21 protein-coding genes are annotated in these 16,716 nt (G+C 70.9%); 13 read left to right on the top strand and 8 right to left on the bottom strand.

What is annotated here, in order from left to right:
- Positions 1 to 69 precede the first annotated feature (69 nt).
- Complete coding sequence (locus tag H9Y04_RS20445; protein ID WP_187815377.1) at positions 70 to 432, bottom strand: DUF6223 family protein; 363 nt, start codon at positions 430 to 432, stop codon at positions 70 to 72.
- 226 nt (positions 433 to 658) lie between these two features.
- Between H9Y04_RS20445 and H9Y04_RS20440 the strand changes: the two genes are divergently transcribed.
- Positions 659 to 1,786 carry a sensor histidine kinase gene (locus tag H9Y04_RS20440; RefSeq protein WP_187815376.1) on the top strand — a complete coding sequence of 376 codons (1,128 nt, stop codon included), beginning with the start codon at positions 659 to 661 and terminating at the stop codon, positions 1,784 to 1,786.
- Entirely contained in the window at positions 1,783 to 2,460 is a 678-nt protein-coding gene (locus H9Y04_RS20435; RefSeq protein ID WP_187815375.1) for a response regulator, read from the top strand. Before H9Y04_RS20440 ends, H9Y04_RS20435 begins: the two co-directional genes overlap by 4 nt.
- Positions 2,461 to 2,586: 126 nt before the next feature.
- Here the strand turns inward: H9Y04_RS20435 and H9Y04_RS20430 are convergent, their stop codons facing one another.
- The gene (locus H9Y04_RS20430; protein WP_187815374.1) at positions 2,587 to 3,018 is read right to left on the bottom strand and encodes an ATP-binding protein; all 432 of its coding nucleotides are present in this window, start codon (positions 3,016 to 3,018) and stop codon (positions 2,587 to 2,589) included.
- Positions 3,019 to 3,276: 258 nt separating this feature from the next.
- Between H9Y04_RS20430 and H9Y04_RS20425 the strand changes: the two genes are divergently transcribed.
- Together H9Y04_RS20425 and H9Y04_RS20420 are read left to right on the top strand one after the other, a co-directional pair.
- The gene (locus H9Y04_RS20425; protein ID WP_187815373.1) at positions 3,277 to 4,140 is read left to right on the top strand and encodes a helix-turn-helix domain-containing protein; all 864 of its coding nucleotides are present in this window, start codon (positions 3,277 to 3,279) and stop codon (positions 4,138 to 4,140) included.
- A gap of 9 nt (positions 4,141 to 4,149) precedes the next feature.
- Positions 4,150 to 4,398: a DUF397 domain-containing protein gene (locus H9Y04_RS20420; RefSeq protein ID WP_187815372.1), complete on the top strand. Its 249-nt coding sequence runs from the start codon at positions 4,150 to 4,152 to the stop codon at positions 4,396 to 4,398.
- 34 nt (positions 4,399 to 4,432) lie between these two features.
- On the opposite strand, the gene H9Y04_RS20415 is transcribed toward H9Y04_RS20420, so the two are convergent.
- The gene (locus H9Y04_RS20415; RefSeq protein ID WP_187815371.1) at positions 4,433 to 5,596 is read right to left on the bottom strand and encodes an 8-amino-7-oxononanoate synthase; all 1,164 of its coding nucleotides are present in this window, start codon (positions 5,594 to 5,596) and stop codon (positions 4,433 to 4,435) included.
- A gap of 216 nt (positions 5,597 to 5,812) precedes the next feature.
- Here H9Y04_RS20415 and bioB point away from each other — a divergent pair, with 216 nt between their 5' ends.
- The 7 genes from bioB to H9Y04_RS20380 all read left to right on the top strand — a co-directional run bounded on the left by bioB (position 5,813) and on the right by H9Y04_RS20380 (position 11,846).
- The gene (gene bioB, locus H9Y04_RS20410) at positions 5,813 to 7,030 is read left to right on the top strand and encodes a biotin synthase BioB (RefSeq protein WP_187815370.1); all 1,218 of its coding nucleotides are present in this window, start codon (positions 5,813 to 5,815) and stop codon (positions 7,028 to 7,030) included.
- A complete protein-coding gene (locus tag H9Y04_RS20405; RefSeq protein WP_187815369.1) occupies positions 7,023 to 8,300 on the top strand; it encodes an adenosylmethionine--8-amino-7-oxononanoate transaminase in 1,278 nt (425 codons plus the stop codon). Before bioB ends, H9Y04_RS20405 begins: the two co-directional genes overlap by 8 nt.
- 1 nt (position 8,301) lies before the next feature.
- Positions 8,302 to 9,006, top strand: coding sequence for a dethiobiotin synthase (gene bioD / locus H9Y04_RS20400; RefSeq protein WP_187815368.1), 705 nt, complete (start codon positions 8,302 to 8,304; stop codon positions 9,004 to 9,006).
- Positions 9,007 to 9,096: 90 nt separating this feature from the next.
- Complete coding sequence (locus H9Y04_RS20395) at positions 9,097 to 9,702, top strand: dihydrofolate reductase family protein (protein ID WP_187815367.1); 606 nt, start codon at positions 9,097 to 9,099, stop codon at positions 9,700 to 9,702.
- 106 nt (positions 9,703 to 9,808) lie between these two features.
- Positions 9,809 to 10,714 carry a S41 family peptidase gene (locus H9Y04_RS20390; RefSeq protein WP_187815366.1) on the top strand — a complete coding sequence of 302 codons (906 nt, stop codon included), beginning with the start codon at positions 9,809 to 9,811 and terminating at the stop codon, positions 10,712 to 10,714.
- A gap of 50 nt (positions 10,715 to 10,764) precedes the next feature.
- Complete coding sequence (locus H9Y04_RS20385) at positions 10,765 to 11,160, top strand: VOC family protein (protein WP_187815365.1); 396 nt, start codon at positions 10,765 to 10,767, stop codon at positions 11,158 to 11,160.
- A gap of 23 nt (positions 11,161 to 11,183) precedes the next feature.
- Positions 11,184 to 11,846 (top strand): class I SAM-dependent methyltransferase, encoded by a 663-nt coding sequence (locus H9Y04_RS20380; RefSeq protein ID WP_187815364.1) that lies wholly within the window; start codon positions 11,184 to 11,186, stop codon positions 11,844 to 11,846.
- A 6-nt stretch (positions 11,847 to 11,852) separates the two neighbouring features.
- Here the strand turns inward: H9Y04_RS20380 and H9Y04_RS20375 are convergent, their stop codons facing one another.
- Entirely contained in the window at positions 11,853 to 12,437 is a 585-nt protein-coding gene (locus tag H9Y04_RS20375; RefSeq protein WP_187815363.1) for a TIGR03086 family metal-binding protein, read from the bottom strand.
- 73 nt (positions 12,438 to 12,510) lie between these two features.
- On the opposite strand from H9Y04_RS20375, the gene H9Y04_RS20370 reads away from it, so the two are divergent.
- On the top strand, positions 12,511 to 13,320 hold the full coding sequence (locus H9Y04_RS20370) for an AraC family transcriptional regulator (protein WP_187815362.1): 810 nt from the start codon (positions 12,511 to 12,513) through the stop codon (positions 13,318 to 13,320).
- A 31-nt stretch (positions 13,321 to 13,351) separates the two neighbouring features.
- Here H9Y04_RS20370 and H9Y04_RS20365 read toward each other — a convergent pair whose 3' ends face one another.
- Positions 13,352 to 14,002 carry an MOSC domain-containing protein gene (locus H9Y04_RS20365; protein WP_187815361.1) on the bottom strand — a complete coding sequence of 217 codons (651 nt, stop codon included), beginning with the start codon at positions 14,000 to 14,002 and terminating at the stop codon, positions 13,352 to 13,354.
- Between the two features lie 87 nt (positions 14,003 to 14,089).
- Complete coding sequence (locus tag H9Y04_RS20360) at positions 14,090 to 14,644, bottom strand: CGNR zinc finger domain-containing protein (protein ID WP_187815360.1); 555 nt, start codon at positions 14,642 to 14,644, stop codon at positions 14,090 to 14,092.
- Between the two features lie 149 nt (positions 14,645 to 14,793).
- On the opposite strand from H9Y04_RS20360, the gene H9Y04_RS20355 reads away from it, so the two are divergent.
- Positions 14,794 to 15,657: an NAD(P)-dependent oxidoreductase gene (locus H9Y04_RS20355; protein WP_187815359.1), complete on the top strand. Its 864-nt coding sequence runs from the start codon at positions 14,794 to 14,796 to the stop codon at positions 15,655 to 15,657.
- Between the two features lie 321 nt (positions 15,658 to 15,978).
- On the opposite strand, the gene H9Y04_RS20350 is transcribed toward H9Y04_RS20355, so the two are convergent.
- Together H9Y04_RS20350 and H9Y04_RS20345 are read right to left on the bottom strand one after the other, a co-directional pair.
- Positions 15,979 to 16,317: a fic family toxin-antitoxin system, toxin component gene (locus H9Y04_RS20350; RefSeq protein ID WP_187815702.1), complete on the bottom strand. Its 339-nt coding sequence runs from the start codon at positions 16,315 to 16,317 to the stop codon at positions 15,979 to 15,981.
- A gap of 29 nt (positions 16,318 to 16,346) precedes the next feature.
- A complete protein-coding gene (locus H9Y04_RS20345) occupies positions 16,347 to 16,571 on the bottom strand; it encodes a toxin-antitoxin system HicB family antitoxin (protein ID WP_187815358.1) in 225 nt (74 codons plus the stop codon).
- Positions 16,572 to 16,716: the final 145 nt, after the last annotated feature.

Below are 16,716 nucleotides of genomic sequence, written 5' to 3'. Positions count from 1 at the left end.
GGCCGGTGCGTCACGAGGCCGGGCCCGCCCTGGCGGACGGAGCCCGGCGACGCGGAGGCCGCACCGGCGTCACCCGCGGACCGGGGCTCCACCGCGGATGCGGGACAGGACGCGGGCGCCGAAGGCCATGGCGACCAGGCCGAGCGGGACGGCGAGGACCGCGCCGACCTGACCGTTGCCGGTGCCGGGACCGCCGTCGGAGGTGGCCAGGTGCAGCACGGCGAGGAACGTGCCGGCCAGGCCCACGGCGAGCGCGGAGAGGCCGGTGGTCCGTGCGTTGCCGAAGCGGATGCGGCCCCGGACGCGGGACAGGGCCAGCCAGCCGAGGGCCACGCCGAGCAGGCCCACGCCGAGGGCGAGGTTGGCGCCCGTACGTCCGTCGCCGATGACTCCGCCTTCGGCGGCCAGTGTCAGTGCCTGTGCAGTGTTCATGGCTTCTCCCCAGTGGGCTGCGTCAGTTGGGCTTTCCTGGCGGTGTTCCGCCGGTCGAGCTGCTTCGAGAGTGCCCGCGGGACCAGGCCCGCCGCGTCCCGCAGACGCAGACACTTCGCGCTGCCGCACCCGTGGCAGAACCGCCCCGCATACCGCAGCCGTGGTAGCCGATCGCTCCTTCGGCAGCACGACTCGCCGCCCCGGGACGGCGGGCTAGGGTGCGCGCATGGACATCGGACGCTTGCGTGTCCCCGCAGGTGTCAGGGACTGGCTGCTCGCCCTCGCCGTGGCGGCACTCCTGGTGGGGACAGGCCTGGCAGGCCCCGCCCCCGACGGGGCCGCGGGCCTGATCGGCTGTGCGCTGCTCGCGGCCGGCGGTCTCGCGCTGGCGGCGCGCCGCCGGGCGCCGCTCGCGGTGCTCGCCGTGACCGGGCTGTGCGCGGTGGGCTATCAGGCCGCCGGGTTCGAGGTGCTGTCCGTCGCCTATCTCGTCGCGGTGTACGGCGCGGTGCGCGCCGGCCACCATGCCGTCACCGTGATCGGGTCCGTCGCGCTCGTGCTCGTCCTGCATGTGTCGGCCCTCGCCTTCCACGACGGGCCCGCGAGCGAGGCGCTCGCGCAGGCCCGTGGCACGCTCGAAGCGGCCTGGCTGATCGCCGCGTTCGCCGCGGGTGAGGCGCTGCGGCAGGCGGAACGGCGTGCCGAGGAGGCGGAACGCGGCCGCGAGGAGGCCGCGGAGCGGCGTGCGGACGAGGAACGGCTGCATATCGCACGGGAGTTGCACGACTCGCTCACCCATCAGATCTCGATCATCAAGGTGCAGTCCGAAGTGGCCGTGCATGTGGCGCGCCGCCGCGGCGAGGAAGTCTCCGAGGCGCTCCTGGCCATTCAGGAGGCCGGCCGCGAGGCGACCCGTGAGCTGCGCGCCACCCTGGAGGCGCTGCGCGACGACGACACCGCGCCGCCCCGGGGTCTCGACCACATCGAGGAGCTGGTGGAACGGGTCCGCCGCGGCGGTCTCGAGGCGACCTTGACCGTCGAGGGCACCCGCGGAGACGTCCCGGCGGCCGTGGGCCGTACCGCCTACCGGATCGTGCAGGAGGCGCTGACCAACGTCGTACGGCACTCCGGCGCCTCCACCGCGACCGTCCGCGTCGAGCACCGTCCCGGGGCGCTGACCGTCCAGGTGGACGACGACGGCAAGGCGAGCCCGGACAGCCCGCCCGAGTCCGGCCTCGGACTGCTCGGCATGCGCGAACGCGTCACCGCACTCGGCGGCCGGCTGCAGGCCGTGCCACGCGCCGAGCGCGGGTTCAGTGTCCTGGCCGAACTCCCCGTGGAGCGTACGCAATGAGTGCCATCCGAGTGCTGCTCGTCGACGACCAGCGGCTGATCCGCAGCGGCTTCCGCGCACTGCTCGACCTCGAGGACGACATCGAGGTGGTGGCCGAGGCCTCCGACGGCCAGGAGGGCCTGGAGCTCGTACGGCGGCATCTGCCCGACGTGGCCCTGATCGACATCCAGATGCCGGTGCTCGACGGCATCGAGGCCACCCGTCAGATCGCCGCGGATCCGGCCCTCGCCGGGGTGCACGTGGTGATCCTGACCAACTACGGCATGGACGAGTACGTCCTTGATGCCCTACGCGCGGGCGCCGCGGGGTTCCTGGTCAAGGACATCCTGCCGGAGGACCTGCTGCATTCCGTACGGGTGGCGGCCCGCGGGGACGCGCTGCTCGCGCCCTCGATCACGCGCAAGCTGATCCACCGCTTCGTCGCCCAGCCGCTCCCCGGTACGCCCGCGGCGGCCGGCACGGGTCTGACCGAACTCACCGGCCGCGAACGGGAAGCGGTCGCGCTCGCCGCGCAGGGGCTGTCCAACGACGAGATCGCCGACCACATGGTGATCAGTCCGCTGACCGCGAAGACCCATATCAACCGGGCCATGACCAAACTGCGCGTTCGCGACCGCGCCCAACTCGTGGTCCTCGCCTACGAGTCGGGCCTCGTCACGCCTCGTAGGACCTGACGCCCGGACCTCGTAGGACCTGACGCCCGGACCTCGTACGAGCTGACGCTCGGACCTCGTCACACCTCGTACGGCCTCAAAGCTCGCCACGCACCGAACCGCAGCACCGCCCCGCCCGCCCCGAGCTCAGCTCTGCACGGGCGCCGTCCACGGCAGCGCGATCCACACCGTCTTGCCGCCCTCCGCCGTCGCGTTGACCGACAGGCGACCGCCGCACTCGGCCGTGAGCCAGCGGATGATGACCATGCCGCGCCCGTTGTCCTGCTGGACCGCGGCGGGCAGCCGCTTGGGGAAGCGGGGGTGGCTGTCGGTCACCCCGATGCGCAGCTGCTCGTCGCGTTCCAGCTCCACGTCCACCGTGAACGTGGGCGACTGGCCGAAGGTGTGCTGGACGGCGTTGGTGGCCAGTTCGGAGACGATCAGGCGGACGGTGTCGGCCGCCTCCGTGTCACCCGGCAACCCCCACTCCGAGAGCACATGGAGCACATAGTTCCGCGCCGCGGACACCGAGGCGGGGTCGCTCGGCAGCGTGACGGATGCTTCCTGGTGATCTGCCATGGCGACGTTGTCCCTTTCCCACCGGGGTCGAACTCCCGGCGCAAGACTGGCCGGAATGAACGAATCACCTGAATCACGGAGAACCCCGGACTGGTGCTTCGCGCCAGACTGCCACTACCCAACCGCCAACACGTGCCGATCCCCCAAGATATGCATATATCTGTCGCTCGAAGCGGTGAACTCTGCTACGGAAGAACGTATTTGGGAGCGAGACTGACCCATCGACGAGACTGACCCGTCGACCGGAAGGAGCCTGCCATGAAGTACGGGCCCGCCGTACGGCGCCGCAAGCTGGGCGCCGAGCTGCGTGCGCTGCGCGACCGCGCAGGACTAACCAGCGGCGAGGTGGCCCAGCTCGTCGGCTGGCACCAGTCGAAGGTCAGCCGAATAGAGACCGGCACGTCCAGCGCCAAGCCGGCGGACGTGGGGGTGCTGCTCGACGTCTACGGCGTACGCGACCCCCAACTGCGGGCGCTGTTCGAGGCGTTGGCGGGGGCGGACGGCGACCGGACCGCACGCCATCAGTGGTGGCATGCGTACAAGGGATTACTGCCGCCTGCGTATCGCGATTTCATCTCGCTCGAATCGCAGGCCTGCCGGGTGCGCACCTTGGAGACCACGGTGGTGCCCGGCCTCCTCCAGACGCCCGAGTACGCGCGGGCCGTCACGCGGGCCGCCCTGGACGGGCTGCCGGACGGTCAGGTCGATGAGCTGGTGCAAGTACGGCTCGCGCGCCAGGACGTGCTGCGCGGCGATCCTCCGCTGGAGGTGAGCGCGGTGATCGACGAGGCCGTGCTGCGCCGGCCGGTCGGCGGATACGGCGTCATGGGGCGCCAGTTGCGACATTTGACCGAAGTGGCACAACTGCCTCATGTGTCACTTCAGGTACTCCCCTTCGCTGCGGGGGGCCACGTCGGCCTCACCGGCCCCTTTCTTATTTTTTCGTTCCCGAACATTGCTGATCTGGATGTGGTTGTTCTCGACCATTTGACGAGTAGCCTCTATCTGGAACGGAAAGAAGACCTCAAGGCATACAGCGAGGCCTTCAACTCCCTGCAGGAACAGGCCCTTTCGACCGAGGACAGCCTGGAATACCTCACCGGGATCGGTGATGGCGCGTAAGGAGGCACGATGACTGCACTGCCTCGGAACGTTCTCTCCAGTACCTCTCTGAACAGAGCCCAGCACGACCTCCGATGGCGGCGCAGCAGCCGCAGCACCGGAATGAACAACTGTGTGGAGACAGCGCCGCTCAGTACGGGCACGCTGTCAGGACTGCTCGCCGTACGCGACTCGAAGGACACGGCGGGTCCCGCCCTGCTCTTCGCTCCCGCGGCCTGGAACGCCTTCCTCGACGCCGTCCGAGGCAAGGAGCTCTGAGCCCGGCGAGCAGAACGGGCAACTCACCTGGAAATCACCTGCGATGAGGCGCGGTACGGACAATCGTCCGTACCGCGTCTGCGATCTCGGCCTCGCTCAGGTCGGCGCGGGCGGTGAGCCGCAGCCGCGAGATGCCGTCCGGCACGGACGGCGGCCGGAAACAGCCGACGACCAGGCCCGCGGCGCGGCAGTCGGCCGCCCAGGCGACCGCCTCGTCGGGCGAGGGCGCCCGTACGGAGACCACGGCGGCGTCGGGGCGTACGGCCTCCAGGCCTGCCCGGGTGAGCCCGGTGTGCAGCGCGGTGGCGACCTCGCGGGCGCGCGCCGCACGGGCGGGTTCGCGGCGCAGCAGCCGCAGCGCGGCAAGGGCACCGCCCGCCGCGGCGGGTGCGAGGCCCGTGTCGAAGATGAAGGTGCGGGCGGCGTTCACCAGGTGCTGGATCACCTTGGCGGGGCCGAGCACGGCGCCGCCCTGGCTGCCGAGCGACTTGGACAGGGTCACCGTGGCCACCACGTCCGGAGCGCCCGCGAGGCCGGCCGCGTACGCGGCGCCGCGACCCGCGTCACCGAGCACTCCGAGGCCGTGCGCGTCGTCGAGCACCAGTCCGGCACCGAACTCCCGGCATACGGAGGCCAGTTCGGCCAGCGGAGCACGGTCGCCGTCGACGGAGAAGACCGAGTCGGTGACCACGAGGGCGGGTCCGCGGTGGGTGTCCAGGGACTTGCGGACCGCTTCGGGGTCGTTGTGCGCGGCTACGGCGGTGGTGCCGCGGGCGAGCCGGCAGCCGTCGATCAGGGAGGCGTGGTTGCCGGCGTCCGAGACGATCAGGGTGCCGTGCGGGGCGAGCGCGGTGACGGCGGCGAGGTTCGCCGCATACCCCGAGGACAGCACGAGGGCGGCCTCGAAACCGCAGAACACGGCGAGTTCGCGCTCCAGTTCCGCGTGCAGCTCGGTCGTGCCCGTCACGAGCCGCGATCCGGTGGCACCGGCGCCCCAGGTGCGGGCGGCCGCCGCCGCGCCCTCGACGACCTCGGGGTGGCGGGTCAGGCCCAGGTAGTCGTTGCTCGCGAGGTCGAGCAGCGGGGAGTCGGCCGGGCGCGGGCGCAGGGTGCGGACAAGTCCGGCGGCGCGGCGCACCTCGGCCTGTTCGTCGAGCCGGGCGAAGGGGTCAGCGTGCGGGTGCGCTGGCGTGTCCATCCGGACGTCCTCGGGTGCTCGGGAGCGTGCTTTCCGGGCGCTCGGCGCCATGCCTCGCGGGTGCCCGGGAAGGTGCCGCTCGTCTTTGTCGGCAGTCCACAGACACTAGCCGCACTCCCCCGAGGTCAGCGTGTGGCAATACCCACACCTGGGACGGCCACTGTTGTGCGGTTCCTACTTGGCCGGGGGCGCTCGCGTAAGCAAGGATCTGCACTCATGGACCTGCTGAACACGCTCGTGGACAAGGGGCTTCGGCGCGAGCTGCCGACCCGCGAAGAGGCACTCGCCGTGCTCGCCACCTCCGATGAGGACCTGCTCGACGTGGTCGCCGCCGCGGGCAAGGTGCGCCGCCAGTGGTTCGGGCGCCGGGTGAAGCTGAACTACCTCGTCAATCTGAAGTCCGGGCTCTGCCCCGAGGACTGCTCCTACTGTTCGCAGCGTCTTGGCTCCAAGGCCGAGATCCTCAAGTACACCTGGCTGAAGCCGGAGGACGCCTCGAAGGCCGCGGCCGCCGGGGTCGCCGGCGGCGCCAAGCGGGTCTGTCTGGTGGCGAGCGGCCGCGGGCCGACCGACCGCGATGTGGACCGGGTGTCCAAGACCATCGAGGCGATCAAGGAGCAGAACGAGGGCGTCGAGGTCTGCGCCTGCCTCGGGCTGCTCTCCGCGGGCCAGGCCGACCGGCTGCGCGACGCGGGTGCCGACGCGTACAACCACAACCTCAACACCTCCGAGGGCACGTACGGCGAGATCACCACGACCCACACGTACGCGGACCGTGTGGACACCGTGCAGCAGGCGCAGGCCGCGGGACTGTCCGCCTGCTCGGGTCTGATCGCGGGCATGGGCGAGAGCGACGAGGACCTGGTCGACGTGGTCTTCGCGCTGCGCGAGCTCGACCCGGACTCGGTGCCGGTGAACTTCCTGATCCCCTTCGAGGGCACCCCGCTCGCCAAGGAGTGGAACCTCACCCCGCAGCGCGCCCTGCGGATCCTCGCGATGGTGCGGTTCGTCTGCCCCGATGTCGAGGTGCGGCTCGCGGGCGGGCGCGAGGTGCATCTGCGCACCCTGCAGCCGCTCGCGCTGCATCTGGCCAACTCCATCTTCCTGGGCGACTACTTGACCAGTGAGGGCCAGGCCGGCAAGGCCGACCTGGAGATGATCGCGGACGCCGGGTTCGAGGTGGAGGGCGCGGGGACCACCACGCTGCCCGAGCACCGCACGGACGTGGCGGCGGCAGGCTGCGGCTCGCACGCGTCGGCCGGCTGCGGGTCCCACGAGTCGTCGGGATGCGGCTCGCACGGTGGCGGCTGCGGCCCGTGCGGCGCCTCCGAAGAGCCGTCCGTCCCCGGAGAGCCGTCCGTCCCCGAAGCCCGCACCGACCTGGTCGCGGTGCGCCGCCGCGGCGCCGGAACGGATCTCGCGCCCAATGCCTGACCTGTCCCCCGCCGAGCTCCTCGCCCTCGACCGGCGCCATGTCTGGCACCCGTACGGTCCGATGCCCGGCCGCCAGGAACCCCTGATCGTGGAGTCCGCGAACGGGGTGCGCCTGAAGCTGGCCGGCGGCGAGGAGCTGGTCGACGGGATGTCCTCGTGGTGGTCGGCGATCCACGGCTACAACCACCCGGTGCTCAACGAGGCGGCGCGCGGCCAGCTGGACCGGATGAGCCACGTCATGTTCGGCGGGCTCACCCACGAGCCCGCCGTCCGTCTGAGCAAGCTGCTCGTCGACATCACGCCGGACGGCCTGGAGCATGTCTTCCTCGCCGACTCCGGATCGGTGTCGGTCGAGGTCGCGCAGAAGATGTGCCTGCAGTACTGGCGCTCGCTCGGCCGGCCCGAGAAGCAGCGCCTGGTGACCTGGCGCGGCGGCTACCACGGGGACACCTGGCATCCCATGTCGGTGTGCGATCCGGAGGGCGGGATGCACGAGCTGTGGTCGGGTGCGCTGCCCCGGCAGGTGTTCGCGCCCGCTCCGCCTGCAGAGTTCGAGGAGGCGTACGCCCAGGTCCTGCGCGACACCGTCGCCGAGCACGCCGCCGAGACGGCCGCCGTGATCGTCGAGCCGGTGGTGCAGGGCGCGGGCGGCATGCGCTTCCACTCCCCCGCGTATCTGCGGGTGCTTCGCGAGGCCTGCGACGCGCACGACGTGCTCTTGGTGTTCGACGAGATCGCCACGGGCTTCGGCCGTACGGGAGAGCTGTTCGCGGCCTCGCATGCGGGCGTCACCCCGGATGTGCTGTGCGTGGGCAAGGCGCTGACCGGCGGCTATCTCACGATGGCGGCGACGCTGTGCACCTCCCGTGTCGCCGAGGGCATCTCGCGCGGCGCGGTGCCGGTGCTCGCGCACGGCCCGACGTTCATGGGCAATCCGCTGGCCGCGTCGGTGGCCTGCGCCTCGATCGAGCTGCTGCTCGGCCAGGACTGGCGGGCCGAGGTCAAGCGCATCGAGTACGGGCTGCGCGAAGGCCTCGCCCCCGCGGCCGACCTGCCGGGCGTATGGGACGTACGCGTCCTGGGCGCGATCGGTGTGGTTCAGCTCGATCACGACGTGGACATGGCCGCGGCGACCCGGGCGGCGGTCCGTGAGGGTGTGTGGCTGCGGCCGTTCCGCGACCTCGTGTACACGATGCCGCCGTACGTCACCGGCGATGAGGACATCGCCCGGATCTGCCGCGCGGTGGTCGCGGCCGCGCAGGAGGGCTGAGATGCCGGCAGTTCCCGAGAACGTTCTCGTCGTCACGGGCACCGGAACGGAGATCGGCAAGACGGTCACCACCGCGGCGCTCGCCGCGGTGGCGCTGGCCGCGGGACGCTCCGTGGCCGTGCTCAAACCCGCGCAGACCGGGGTCGCCCCCGGTGAGGCGGGCGATGTGGCCGAGGTGGAGCGGCTCGCGGGCCGCGTCACCGGGCTCGAACTCGCCCGCTACCCCGAGCCGTTGGCACCGGCGACGGCGGCACGGCGCGCGGGCCTGCCCGTGGTGACACCCGCCGAGGTGGCCGAAGCCGCGGCGAAGCTGGCCGCCGCACACGACCTCGTGCTCGTCGAAGGCGCGGGCGGACTGCTCGTCCGCTTCGACGACGCCGGCAGCACCCTCGCCGATACGGCCCGGCTGCTCGGCGCTCCCGTCCTGGTGGTCGCCCCGGCCGGGCTCGGCACGCTCAATGCGACGGCCCTGACCGGCGAGGCGCTGCGGGCGCGCGGTCTGGTCCAGGAGGGCGTGGTGGTCGGCAGCATGCCGCCCGAGCCGGGGCTCGCGGAGCGCTGCAACCTCACCGACCTGCCGGTGGTGGCCGAGGCACCGCTGCTCGGCGCGCTGCCGCAGGGCGCCGGCGCGCTCGATCCGTCGGCCTTCCGCGTCCGCGCCGCTTCCTGGCTCGCGCCGCGGCTCGGCGGTACGTGGCAGGGCTGACCGGATTTTCTCGATCGCCCGCAGCGCGGGCGATGAGTTTGCGGCCCGTGGCCGGTCCACCCTGGTGACACCCAAGGAAAGGACACTGCCATGTCGGAGCTTCTCGTCGACTTCATCACCTCCCTCGACGGCTACGCCTCGGGGGAAGGCTGGCCGGGCTTCTGGGGCCTCGAAGGCCCGGAGTACCTCGCATGGCTCGGCGAACAGCCCGCGGCCACGTACCTGATGGGCGCCACCACGTACCGTCTGATGTCGGGCTTCGCCGCAGGTGAGGTACCGAGCGGTCAGGACGAGTTCCGGCCGGAGGAGGAGGCCTCCGTCGACGAGCTCACGCAAGCGACCAAGCTGGTGTTCTCCTCTTCGCTCAAGGACCCGCTGACCTGGGCCAACTCCACGCTCATCCGCGACGACGCCGTGGAGACGGTCCGCGCCCTGAAGGCGAACGGCACAGGGCTCCTCAGCACGATCGGCAGCCTCAGCCTGAGCCGGTCCCTGCTGCGCGCCGGACTCGTCGACCGCTTCCGGGTCGTGATGTTCCCCGTCATCACCGGGGCCACGGGCGAGGAACGCATCTACGACGGCTATCCGGACGTCGCCCTCGAGATGACCGACCACCGCACCTTCGACGGCCGCATCCAGCTGGTCGAGTACAAGCCCCGCGTGCTCGAGCACCCGCCGCTGGGCGTCCCCGCGTGACCTCTCCTGTCCGCAGGCCCGGCGGCACAGTGGCAGGCTGACCGGGCATGGCCGAAGCCGTAAACTCCCGGACGTTTTCGGCCAGATGATGATCTACTTTCCCCTCATGACGACCGTTACAGAACTTCGGCCGGCCCCTGTCATCGACGAGACGATCCGCCTGCTGACCGAGCACTACGTCTTCCCCGAGACAGCCGAGCAGGTCGCCGGTCTGCTGCGGCAGCGCCTCGCCGACGGCGCCTACGACGTCGACGAGGCCGAGAAGCTCGCCGGTCTGGTCACCGCGGACCTCCAATCCGTCAACTCCGACCGGCACTTGAGGCTGAAGTACCACGCCGACCAGGTGCCGGCCGAGCAGGGCGCGGCCAACCTCAAGGCCATGCGCCGCCAGTTCGACACCACGCTGGGCGGCGTACCCCGCGTGGAGTTGCGCGACGGAGAAGTCGCCGTACTCGAGCTGACTCCCATGCTGTTTCCGCTGGAGTGGGCCGCCGAACCGCTGAGCGCCGCGCTCACCCTCGTCTCCCGGGCCAAGGCGCTGATCCTGGACCTGCGCGCCAACCTGGGCGGCGCCCCGGACACGGTCGCCTTCGTCTGCAGCTACCTGCTCGACCAGCGCACCCACCTCAACTCCATGTACTGGCGTGCCGGCGACCGCACCGATCAGGCCTGGAGCCTGCCGTACGTGCCCGGCGCCCGCTTCGGCGGCAGCAAGCCGGTGTACGTGCTGACCAGCGGCGCCACCTTCTCCGCCGCCGAGGAACTGACGTACAACCTGCAGCAGCTCGGCCGCGCCGTGATCGTCGGCGAGAGCACCCGTGGCGCCGCGCATCCGTGCAAAGGCTGGACGGTGCATCCGCACCTGGAGGCCACGATCCCCACGGGCCGCGCCATCAACCCCATATCCGGCACGAACTGGGAAGGCACCGGCGTACAGCCGGATGTGGCCTGCACCGCCGCCGACGCCCTGGAGCACGCCCACACCCTGGCTCTGGCCCGACTGGCGGACTGACCGGCTCCCGACAGAGCGCAGCCCGCGATCAAGACGTCTAGGCTGCCGATATGCGCGCACGTATCGAGGAAATCGTCTTCGACTGCATCGAACCTGCTCAACTGGTCCGTTTTTGGGCCGCGTTGCTCGACGCCGAGCCGGTCGACCGCACTCCCGACTGGTCGTATATCGACGTGCCCGGATTCGTCCGGATCGCCTTCCAGGGCGTCCCGGAGAAGAAGGCCGCGAAGAACCGACTGCATCTCGACCTCGACGGGGGCGGACTCGCCGCCGCGGTCGCCGAGGCCGAGTCGCTCGGCGCCCGGCGCATCGGTGAGACCGTCACGGACGCGTACGGGGATTTCCAGGTGATGGCGGACCCCGAGGGCAACGAGTTCTGTTTCGTCAGCGAGAGCGCGCGCCCTGCGGGGTCGGAATCGGCCTCCGCAGGGGGACAATCGGCCTAAGCCCTTACGGTCGAGGAGGCAGAATGCCGTCGCGCTCCGGAAACGTGCCCAAGGACGCCGTGCACCACCCGATCTTCGCGCGCTTCTACGAGAAGCAGAGCCTCGCAGCCGAGAAACTCATCGCCGCCCACCGCAAGGAGCTGCTTGCCGGTCTCAGCGGCCGGGTCATCGAGATCGGTGCCGGCAACGGACTGAACTTCGCCCACTACCCCTCGGCCGTCTCCGAGGTCGTGGCGATCGAACCGGAGCGCCATCTGCGCCAGTTGGCCGTCGAGGCCGCTCTGCGGGCCGAGGTTCCCGTCGATGTGGTGCCCGGTGCGGCCGAGGCGCTGCCGGTCAAGAGCGAGGCCTTCGACGCGGCGGTGTTCTCGCTCGTCCTGTGCAGCGTCCGCGATGTGCCCCGCGCACTCGCGGAGGCGCGGCGCGTGCTGCGCCCCGGCGGTGAGCTGCGGTTCTTCGAGCACGGGCGGGCGCCCAAGAGCCGGGCGATGGTCACCTTCCAGCGGGGTCTCGACGCGACCGTGTGGCCGCGCCTGTTCGGCGGCTGCCATGTGGGGCGCGAGCCGGTCATCTCGGTGCGGGACGCGGGATTCGAGATCACCGCGTCCCGTGACTTCCTGATCCCGCCGTCCCGGCTGCGCTTGCCGACCTCGTACTGCGTGATCGGTACGGCCGTCCGGAGCTGACGCGTTCTACGCGCACGTCCACTGCGGGTCACGGCCCGTCAGGGCGAGCAGGCGGTCGAGCGGCGAGGCGTTCTCCGGCACGTCGACGGGGTCGCCGAAGACGCCCATCTGCCGTCCGCCGGGCGCGAGTTCGGCGAAGGCCGGGGCCACGTCGGCCACCACGGCAGGATCGGGCGCGTAGGTCTGGCCGGTGGCCTCGGCCAGGTCCCAGGCGTGCACCACGAGATCGCCGAGCGCCATCCGCGCGACGGTGGGCGCGGGCATGTCCATCATCCCGGTGACGCCCTCGAGGGCGCCCGGTGCGGCCCAGGCCTGCGCGAGGCGGTGGACCTCCGCGGCGAAACGCTTGCGCCATTCCGGGTCCTCGCCGATGTAGTCCGGGGTTGTGGAGAAATCGGGGATCTGCTTGGCGGCGAGGGCCTGGAACTGGACGACCACATGCAGAAGATGGTTCGCCAGCGCGCGTACGTCGTATTCGGCGCAGGGCGTAGGTGCGCCCAGCTGCCCGTCCTCGATGCCGTCCAGGACCGCCGAAGCCCGCTCGCCGGCCACGGTCATCAGTTCGCTGATCTGCTGGTTCTGCTGGTTCATACCGCGAGGCTACGGCCGGGGGCTTGGCGGCTTCTTGTAGAAAGGCGTCACGCCGGTTTCTAGACTCGGCGGCATGGCAGCTCCGCGCAGGGACACCCGAGGCATCCTCGATCCGGCCGAGCTGCTCTCGCGCGTACGGTTCCGCCGCCATGAGCCGGCCGCCCCCGAGCTGCGCCCGTATCTGGAGCACTACTGGCTGATCGACTGGGATCTGCCCGAGCCGTTCGCCTCGCATGTCGTCCCGCATCCGTCGGTGAACGTCGTCTTTCAGCGCTTCGAGGACCGCTCGTACGGCGAGGTGGCGGGCATCGGGCTCGAACTGTTCACGCAGAAGCTCGAAGGCAGGGGACGGGTGTGCGGGGTGCAGTTCCGGCCGGGCGGCTTCCGGCCCTTCGCGCCCGACGCGCACGTCTCGGAGTGGACGGGCCGGCGGCTGCCGCTCGCGGAGGTCTTCGGAGAGCTCGACGGTGATCCGGTCGCGTCGGTGCTCGCGCCTGCCGACGACGCGGGGCGGGTGGCGGCCCTCGACGCGTTCCTGCTGGCGCGCGAACCGCGGCCCGATCCCCAGGCGGAACTCGCGATCGGCCTCGTGGACCGTATCCGCACCGACCGTACGATCCTGCGGGCCGGGGCCTTCGCCCGCTCGGAGGGCATGTCCTTGCGCACGCTGCAGCGGCTGTTCGCGCAGTACGTGGGGGTGGGCCCGAAGTGGGTCATCCTGCGCTACCGCATCCACGAGGCCCTGGAGCGCGCCGCGTCGGACACGGCGGTCGACTGGGCCCGGCTCGCGGCGGAGCTGGGCTACGCCGACCAGGCGCATCTCGTACGGGACTTCACGGCTACGGTCGGGGTGCCGCCGACGGCGTACGCGCCGAAGGGCTGAGGTCCGCGCGCTGCGCCGCCGGAGCCGCAGGCTAGTCGGTGGTGCGCTTGCGCACGAGGTCCTTGATCTCCTGCGGCAGCGCGTCGGCGGCCAGGAGCCGGCGCAGCAGATCCGGTTCGCGGGTCGTGGCGCGGAAGACGAGTTGGACGGTCACGTCGTGGGCGGGCCGGTGCACGATCTCGACCGGGTCGCCTGCGCAGATCTCGCCGGGCTCGATCACCCGCAGATACGCGCCCGGCCGTGCGGCCTGCGTGAACTGCTTGATCCAGCCCTCGCGTTCCAGCCAGCCTTGGAACGTCGCGCAAGGGATGCGTGCGCACGAGACCTCCAGGACCGTCGTGGACCCGATGCGCCAACGCTCGCCGATCAGGGCGCCGTTGACGTCGAGACCGAGGGTCGTGAGGTTCTCTCCGAAGGCGCCGCCTGCCAGCGGTCTCCCCAGCTCGGCCTGCCATCCGTCGAGATCCTCGCGGGCGTACGCGTAGACGGCCTGGTCCACGCCGCCGTGGTGCTTCACGTCGTAGACGCGGTCGCCCGCGAGGCCGACCGCGCCTGTGCCTTTGGGTCCGGGAGCGGTGACGGCTACCGGACCGTCGACAGGCCGCTTGTCGATGCCGGTCGAGCGGAGTCCCTTCCACGGGTTGGGACGGGGTCGGCCGATGTTGACGGAGAGCAGCTTCATACGGGTGACAGTACGGTCCCGCCGCAGCGGGGAGCGACAGATTTCCTGGCGCTGCGGACGGCCCGTGCCGCACGCGGCGCTGCTGCGTCAGCTCGCGGCGAGTCGCGCCTTCTTGACCTTGTTGCCGCAGGTGTTCATGGAGCACCAACGGCGGTTGCCCGCGCGGCTGGTGTCGAGGTAGAGCCCCGCGCATCCGGGGCCTTCGCAGTTCTTGACGCGGTGGCGGTCGGGGCCTCCGAGGAGGTGAATGGCATCCGTGGCCAGGACGCCGAGGGCGTCACCGACGGGCGCCGTGTCGGTGAGGTGCCATTGCGCGCGTCCCTGTTCCAGCGCGGCCTTCGCCTGTCCGCTGGAAGCGGCCTTGTTGAGGATGCGGACGTCCTTGGAATCCGGCCGCTTCCCTGCCGCGATCGCCGACCCGATGCGGTAGATCGCCTCGCGCAGTGCGACGGCGGCCGCCAGGTCGGCCGGTGCCACGTCGGCGACGTCGAACCCGGTGGCCCGCAGCCACATCGTCAGGCGTGCGGGGCCGGTCAGCCGCTCCCTCGGCTGCGCGCCCGCCCGGTCGCTGACCGTGGCCGTGAACCGGAAGGCCAGGACCTCGTTGTCCATCCGGAACACCCGTCGTACGTCCTCGGTCATTTCCCACCTTCGCAGTGCGACCACCTGGGGTGAACCGGTTCAAGCGGTTCGACAGAATGGTAGCCCCATGCCATCATCGAACCGGTTCAGACGGTTCAGACGGTTCAGACGGTGCAGATGGTTCAGTTGGCTGGTCGGAAGGGCTCTCCATGCGCAGCATCGCGGTCGTCGGTCTGGGAGCGATGGGCAGGCCCATCGCGCACAACCTCGTGAAGGCCGGCCATGACGTCGTGGTGTGGAACCGTTCCGACGCGCCCGCGGAGGAGCTCGTCGCGGCGGGCGCCAGGCGCGCCGCCTCCGTCACGGAGGCCCTGCGGACGCCGGTGGTCTTCTCACTCCTGTCCGACGACCGGGCCGTCACGCAGACGTTCCTCGACTCCGGCGTTCTCGCCCAGGCCCCGGCCGGGACCGTGCACGTCAACCTCGCCACGGTGAGCGCCGACCTGGCCCGCCGGGCGGGCGAGGTGCACGCCGAGCACGGTGTCGGGTACGTGGCCGCACCGGTCTTCGGCCGTGTCCCGGTCGCCGAAGCCGGGGCGCTCAACATCCTTGCCGCCGGCGAGGCGGAACTGATCGACCGCGTGCAGCCGTTCTTCGACGTCATCGGCTCGCGGACGTGGCGCCTGGGTGACCGCCCCGAGCAGGCGAACATCGTGAAGATCCTCGGCAACTACCTGATCGCCTGCGCCATCCAGTCGCTGGGCGAGGCGGTCAGTCTCGCGGAAGCCGCCGGCGTCGACTCGGGACAGCTCGTCGACCTGTTGACCTCGACCCTCTTCCCAGGCCCTGTCCACTCCGGCTACGGACCGATGATCGCCGAACGCCGCTACCAGCCGGCCGGCTTCACCACGACCCTGGGCCGCAAGGACCTCCACCTCGCCCTCGACGCCGCAGCCACCCACGCCGTCCCACTCCCGATCGGCGAACTACTGCGCACGGTCTTCGACCAGACCATCACGGACGGCCACGGCGCGGACGACTGGGCGGCGATCGCGGAACAGCAGCCGCGGTGACCGGCGGGGCCGACGCCCGTCACGCTTAGGTTCTATCCGGCAGATCATGTCCCTGTCGAATTGCCGTCTCGTTGTTGTCGATGCGGGGCGAGGCGATCTGAAGAACGCGGAGTGGGTGCGGCTCAAGGCGCATCTGCCGGCGCCCGTCGGCTGGTGCCCGAAAGGAGTAGCTGCGCGTCCCGGAAACGAAGACGCCCCATGGGACTTGGACGGTCCCGTGCAGGCCGGACCGCCAAAATCCACCTTGCTGGTAGGGCGTGCCCGGCGAATCAGATCGGCGTGCCAGACCCCGCGTCCGCGACAAGATCCGCCGGTCAAGCCCTACCCGCTCCACCCCCGCAGCTCCCTCGCGATCTGCTGGATGCCGGCCTCCCCGGACTTGACCAAGCGGGCGAGGTCGCGGACCTGTTCTGCCGAGGTGATCACCTTCTGGCCGTCGGCCATGAGGTAGGCATACGCGACGGCGCAGGCGAACATGGCGTTGGAGCGTTCCAGGGCCGGGATGTGCAGGAGCTGCTGGAGCAGGGCGGCGGCGCGCAGATGCGGGTCGTCGTAGACCGGGACGCCGAATATCTCCGCTTCGTGGCGGCTGACCGCGGCCACCAGGGAGCCCCAGTCGGTGACTTGGGGGTCGCCGGGGGTCTTCTGTTCGGCGACCATCAGCAGCCAGGCGAGGTCTATCTTCAGAGTCAAGGCCGGGTGCGCTCCGGGCCGAACTCCTCGGCGAACACGGACTCATAGCTCTTCATGAAGTCGGCGGCCGACTCCACGAAGGTGCGTCCCACTTCGCCGGCGTCCTGGCGGACGAGTTCCTCGATGTAGCGGTTGACGCTCATCCCGCGGGCCAGGGCGCGCTCCCGGGCGGCCCTGGCGGTCTCCTCGTCCACGCGGACGTTGAGTTGAGTCTTCGGCATACCACCAAGCTAGCGCCGGGGCGCTAGCACTGGCAAGAGCCGCCGGCGGTGGATACAGATGGCCCTTACATCCGCCTGCGATGCCCGACTTCGGAGGGATACCGGATGGACACCCGATCCGGCTACTCTCTGCGCTCGTACGGGA

It is taken from the genome of Streptomyces polyasparticus, assembly GCF_014493765.1.
Classification (GTDB): domain Bacteria; phylum Actinomycetota; class Actinomycetes; order Streptomycetales; family Streptomycetaceae; genus Streptomyces; species Streptomyces polyasparticus.
Note: the sequence above shows the minus strand (reverse complement) of the source record. Positions and strands in the feature narration are given on the sequence as shown.

What these genes read in the sequence shown, in the direction of transcription:
- H9Y04_RS20445 (WP_187815377.1), bottom strand. Translation starts at nt 432, where the DNA reads ATGAACACTGCACAGGCACTGACACTGGCCGCCGAAGGCGGAGTCATC.
- H9Y04_RS20440 (WP_187815376.1), top strand. Translation starts at nt 659, where the DNA reads ATGGACATCGGACGCTTGCGTGTCCCCGCAGGTGTCAGGGACTGGCTG.
- H9Y04_RS20435 (WP_187815375.1), top strand. Translation starts at nt 1,783, where the DNA reads ATGAGTGCCATCCGAGTGCTGCTCGTCGACGACCAGCGGCTGATCCGC.
- H9Y04_RS20430 (WP_187815374.1), bottom strand. Translation starts at nt 3,018, where the DNA reads ATGGCAGATCACCAGGAAGCATCCGTCACGCTGCCGAGCGACCCCGCC.
- H9Y04_RS20425 (WP_187815373.1), top strand. Translation starts at nt 3,277, where the DNA reads ATGAAGTACGGGCCCGCCGTACGGCGCCGCAAGCTGGGCGCCGAGCTG.
- H9Y04_RS20420 (WP_187815372.1), top strand. Translation starts at nt 4,150, where the DNA reads ATGACTGCACTGCCTCGGAACGTTCTCTCCAGTACCTCTCTGAACAGA.
- H9Y04_RS20415 (WP_187815371.1), bottom strand. Translation starts at nt 5,596, where the DNA reads ATGGACACGCCAGCGCACCCGCACGCTGACCCCTTCGCCCGGCTCGAC.
- bioB (WP_187815370.1), top strand. Translation starts at nt 5,813, where the DNA reads ATGGACCTGCTGAACACGCTCGTGGACAAGGGGCTTCGGCGCGAGCTG.
- H9Y04_RS20405 (WP_187815369.1), top strand. Translation starts at nt 7,023, where the DNA reads ATGCCTGACCTGTCCCCCGCCGAGCTCCTCGCCCTCGACCGGCGCCAT.
- bioD (WP_187815368.1), top strand. Translation starts at nt 8,302, where the DNA reads ATGCCGGCAGTTCCCGAGAACGTTCTCGTCGTCACGGGCACCGGAACG.
- H9Y04_RS20395 (WP_187815367.1), top strand. Translation starts at nt 9,097, where the DNA reads ATGTCGGAGCTTCTCGTCGACTTCATCACCTCCCTCGACGGCTACGCC.
- H9Y04_RS20390 (WP_187815366.1), top strand. Translation starts at nt 9,809, where the DNA reads ATGACGACCGTTACAGAACTTCGGCCGGCCCCTGTCATCGACGAGACG.
- H9Y04_RS20385 (WP_187815365.1), top strand. Translation starts at nt 10,765, where the DNA reads ATGCGCGCACGTATCGAGGAAATCGTCTTCGACTGCATCGAACCTGCT.
- H9Y04_RS20380 (WP_187815364.1), top strand. Translation starts at nt 11,184, where the DNA reads ATGCCGTCGCGCTCCGGAAACGTGCCCAAGGACGCCGTGCACCACCCG.
- H9Y04_RS20375 (WP_187815363.1), bottom strand. Translation starts at nt 12,437, where the DNA reads ATGAACCAGCAGAACCAGCAGATCAGCGAACTGATGACCGTGGCCGGC.
- H9Y04_RS20370 (WP_187815362.1), top strand. Translation starts at nt 12,511, where the DNA reads ATGGCAGCTCCGCGCAGGGACACCCGAGGCATCCTCGATCCGGCCGAG.
- H9Y04_RS20365 (WP_187815361.1), bottom strand. Translation starts at nt 14,002, where the DNA reads ATGAAGCTGCTCTCCGTCAACATCGGCCGACCCCGTCCCAACCCGTGG.
- H9Y04_RS20360 (WP_187815360.1), bottom strand. Translation starts at nt 14,644, where the DNA reads ATGACCGAGGACGTACGACGGGTGTTCCGGATGGACAACGAGGTCCTG.
- H9Y04_RS20355 (WP_187815359.1), top strand. Translation starts at nt 14,794, where the DNA reads ATGCGCAGCATCGCGGTCGTCGGTCTGGGAGCGATGGGCAGGCCCATC.
- H9Y04_RS20350 (WP_187815702.1), bottom strand. Translation starts at nt 16,317, where the DNA reads ATGGTCGCCGAACAGAAGACCCCCGGCGACCCCCAAGTCACCGACTGG.
- H9Y04_RS20345 (WP_187815358.1), bottom strand. Translation starts at nt 16,571, where the DNA reads ATGCCGAAGACTCAACTCAACGTCCGCGTGGACGAGGAGACCGCCAGG.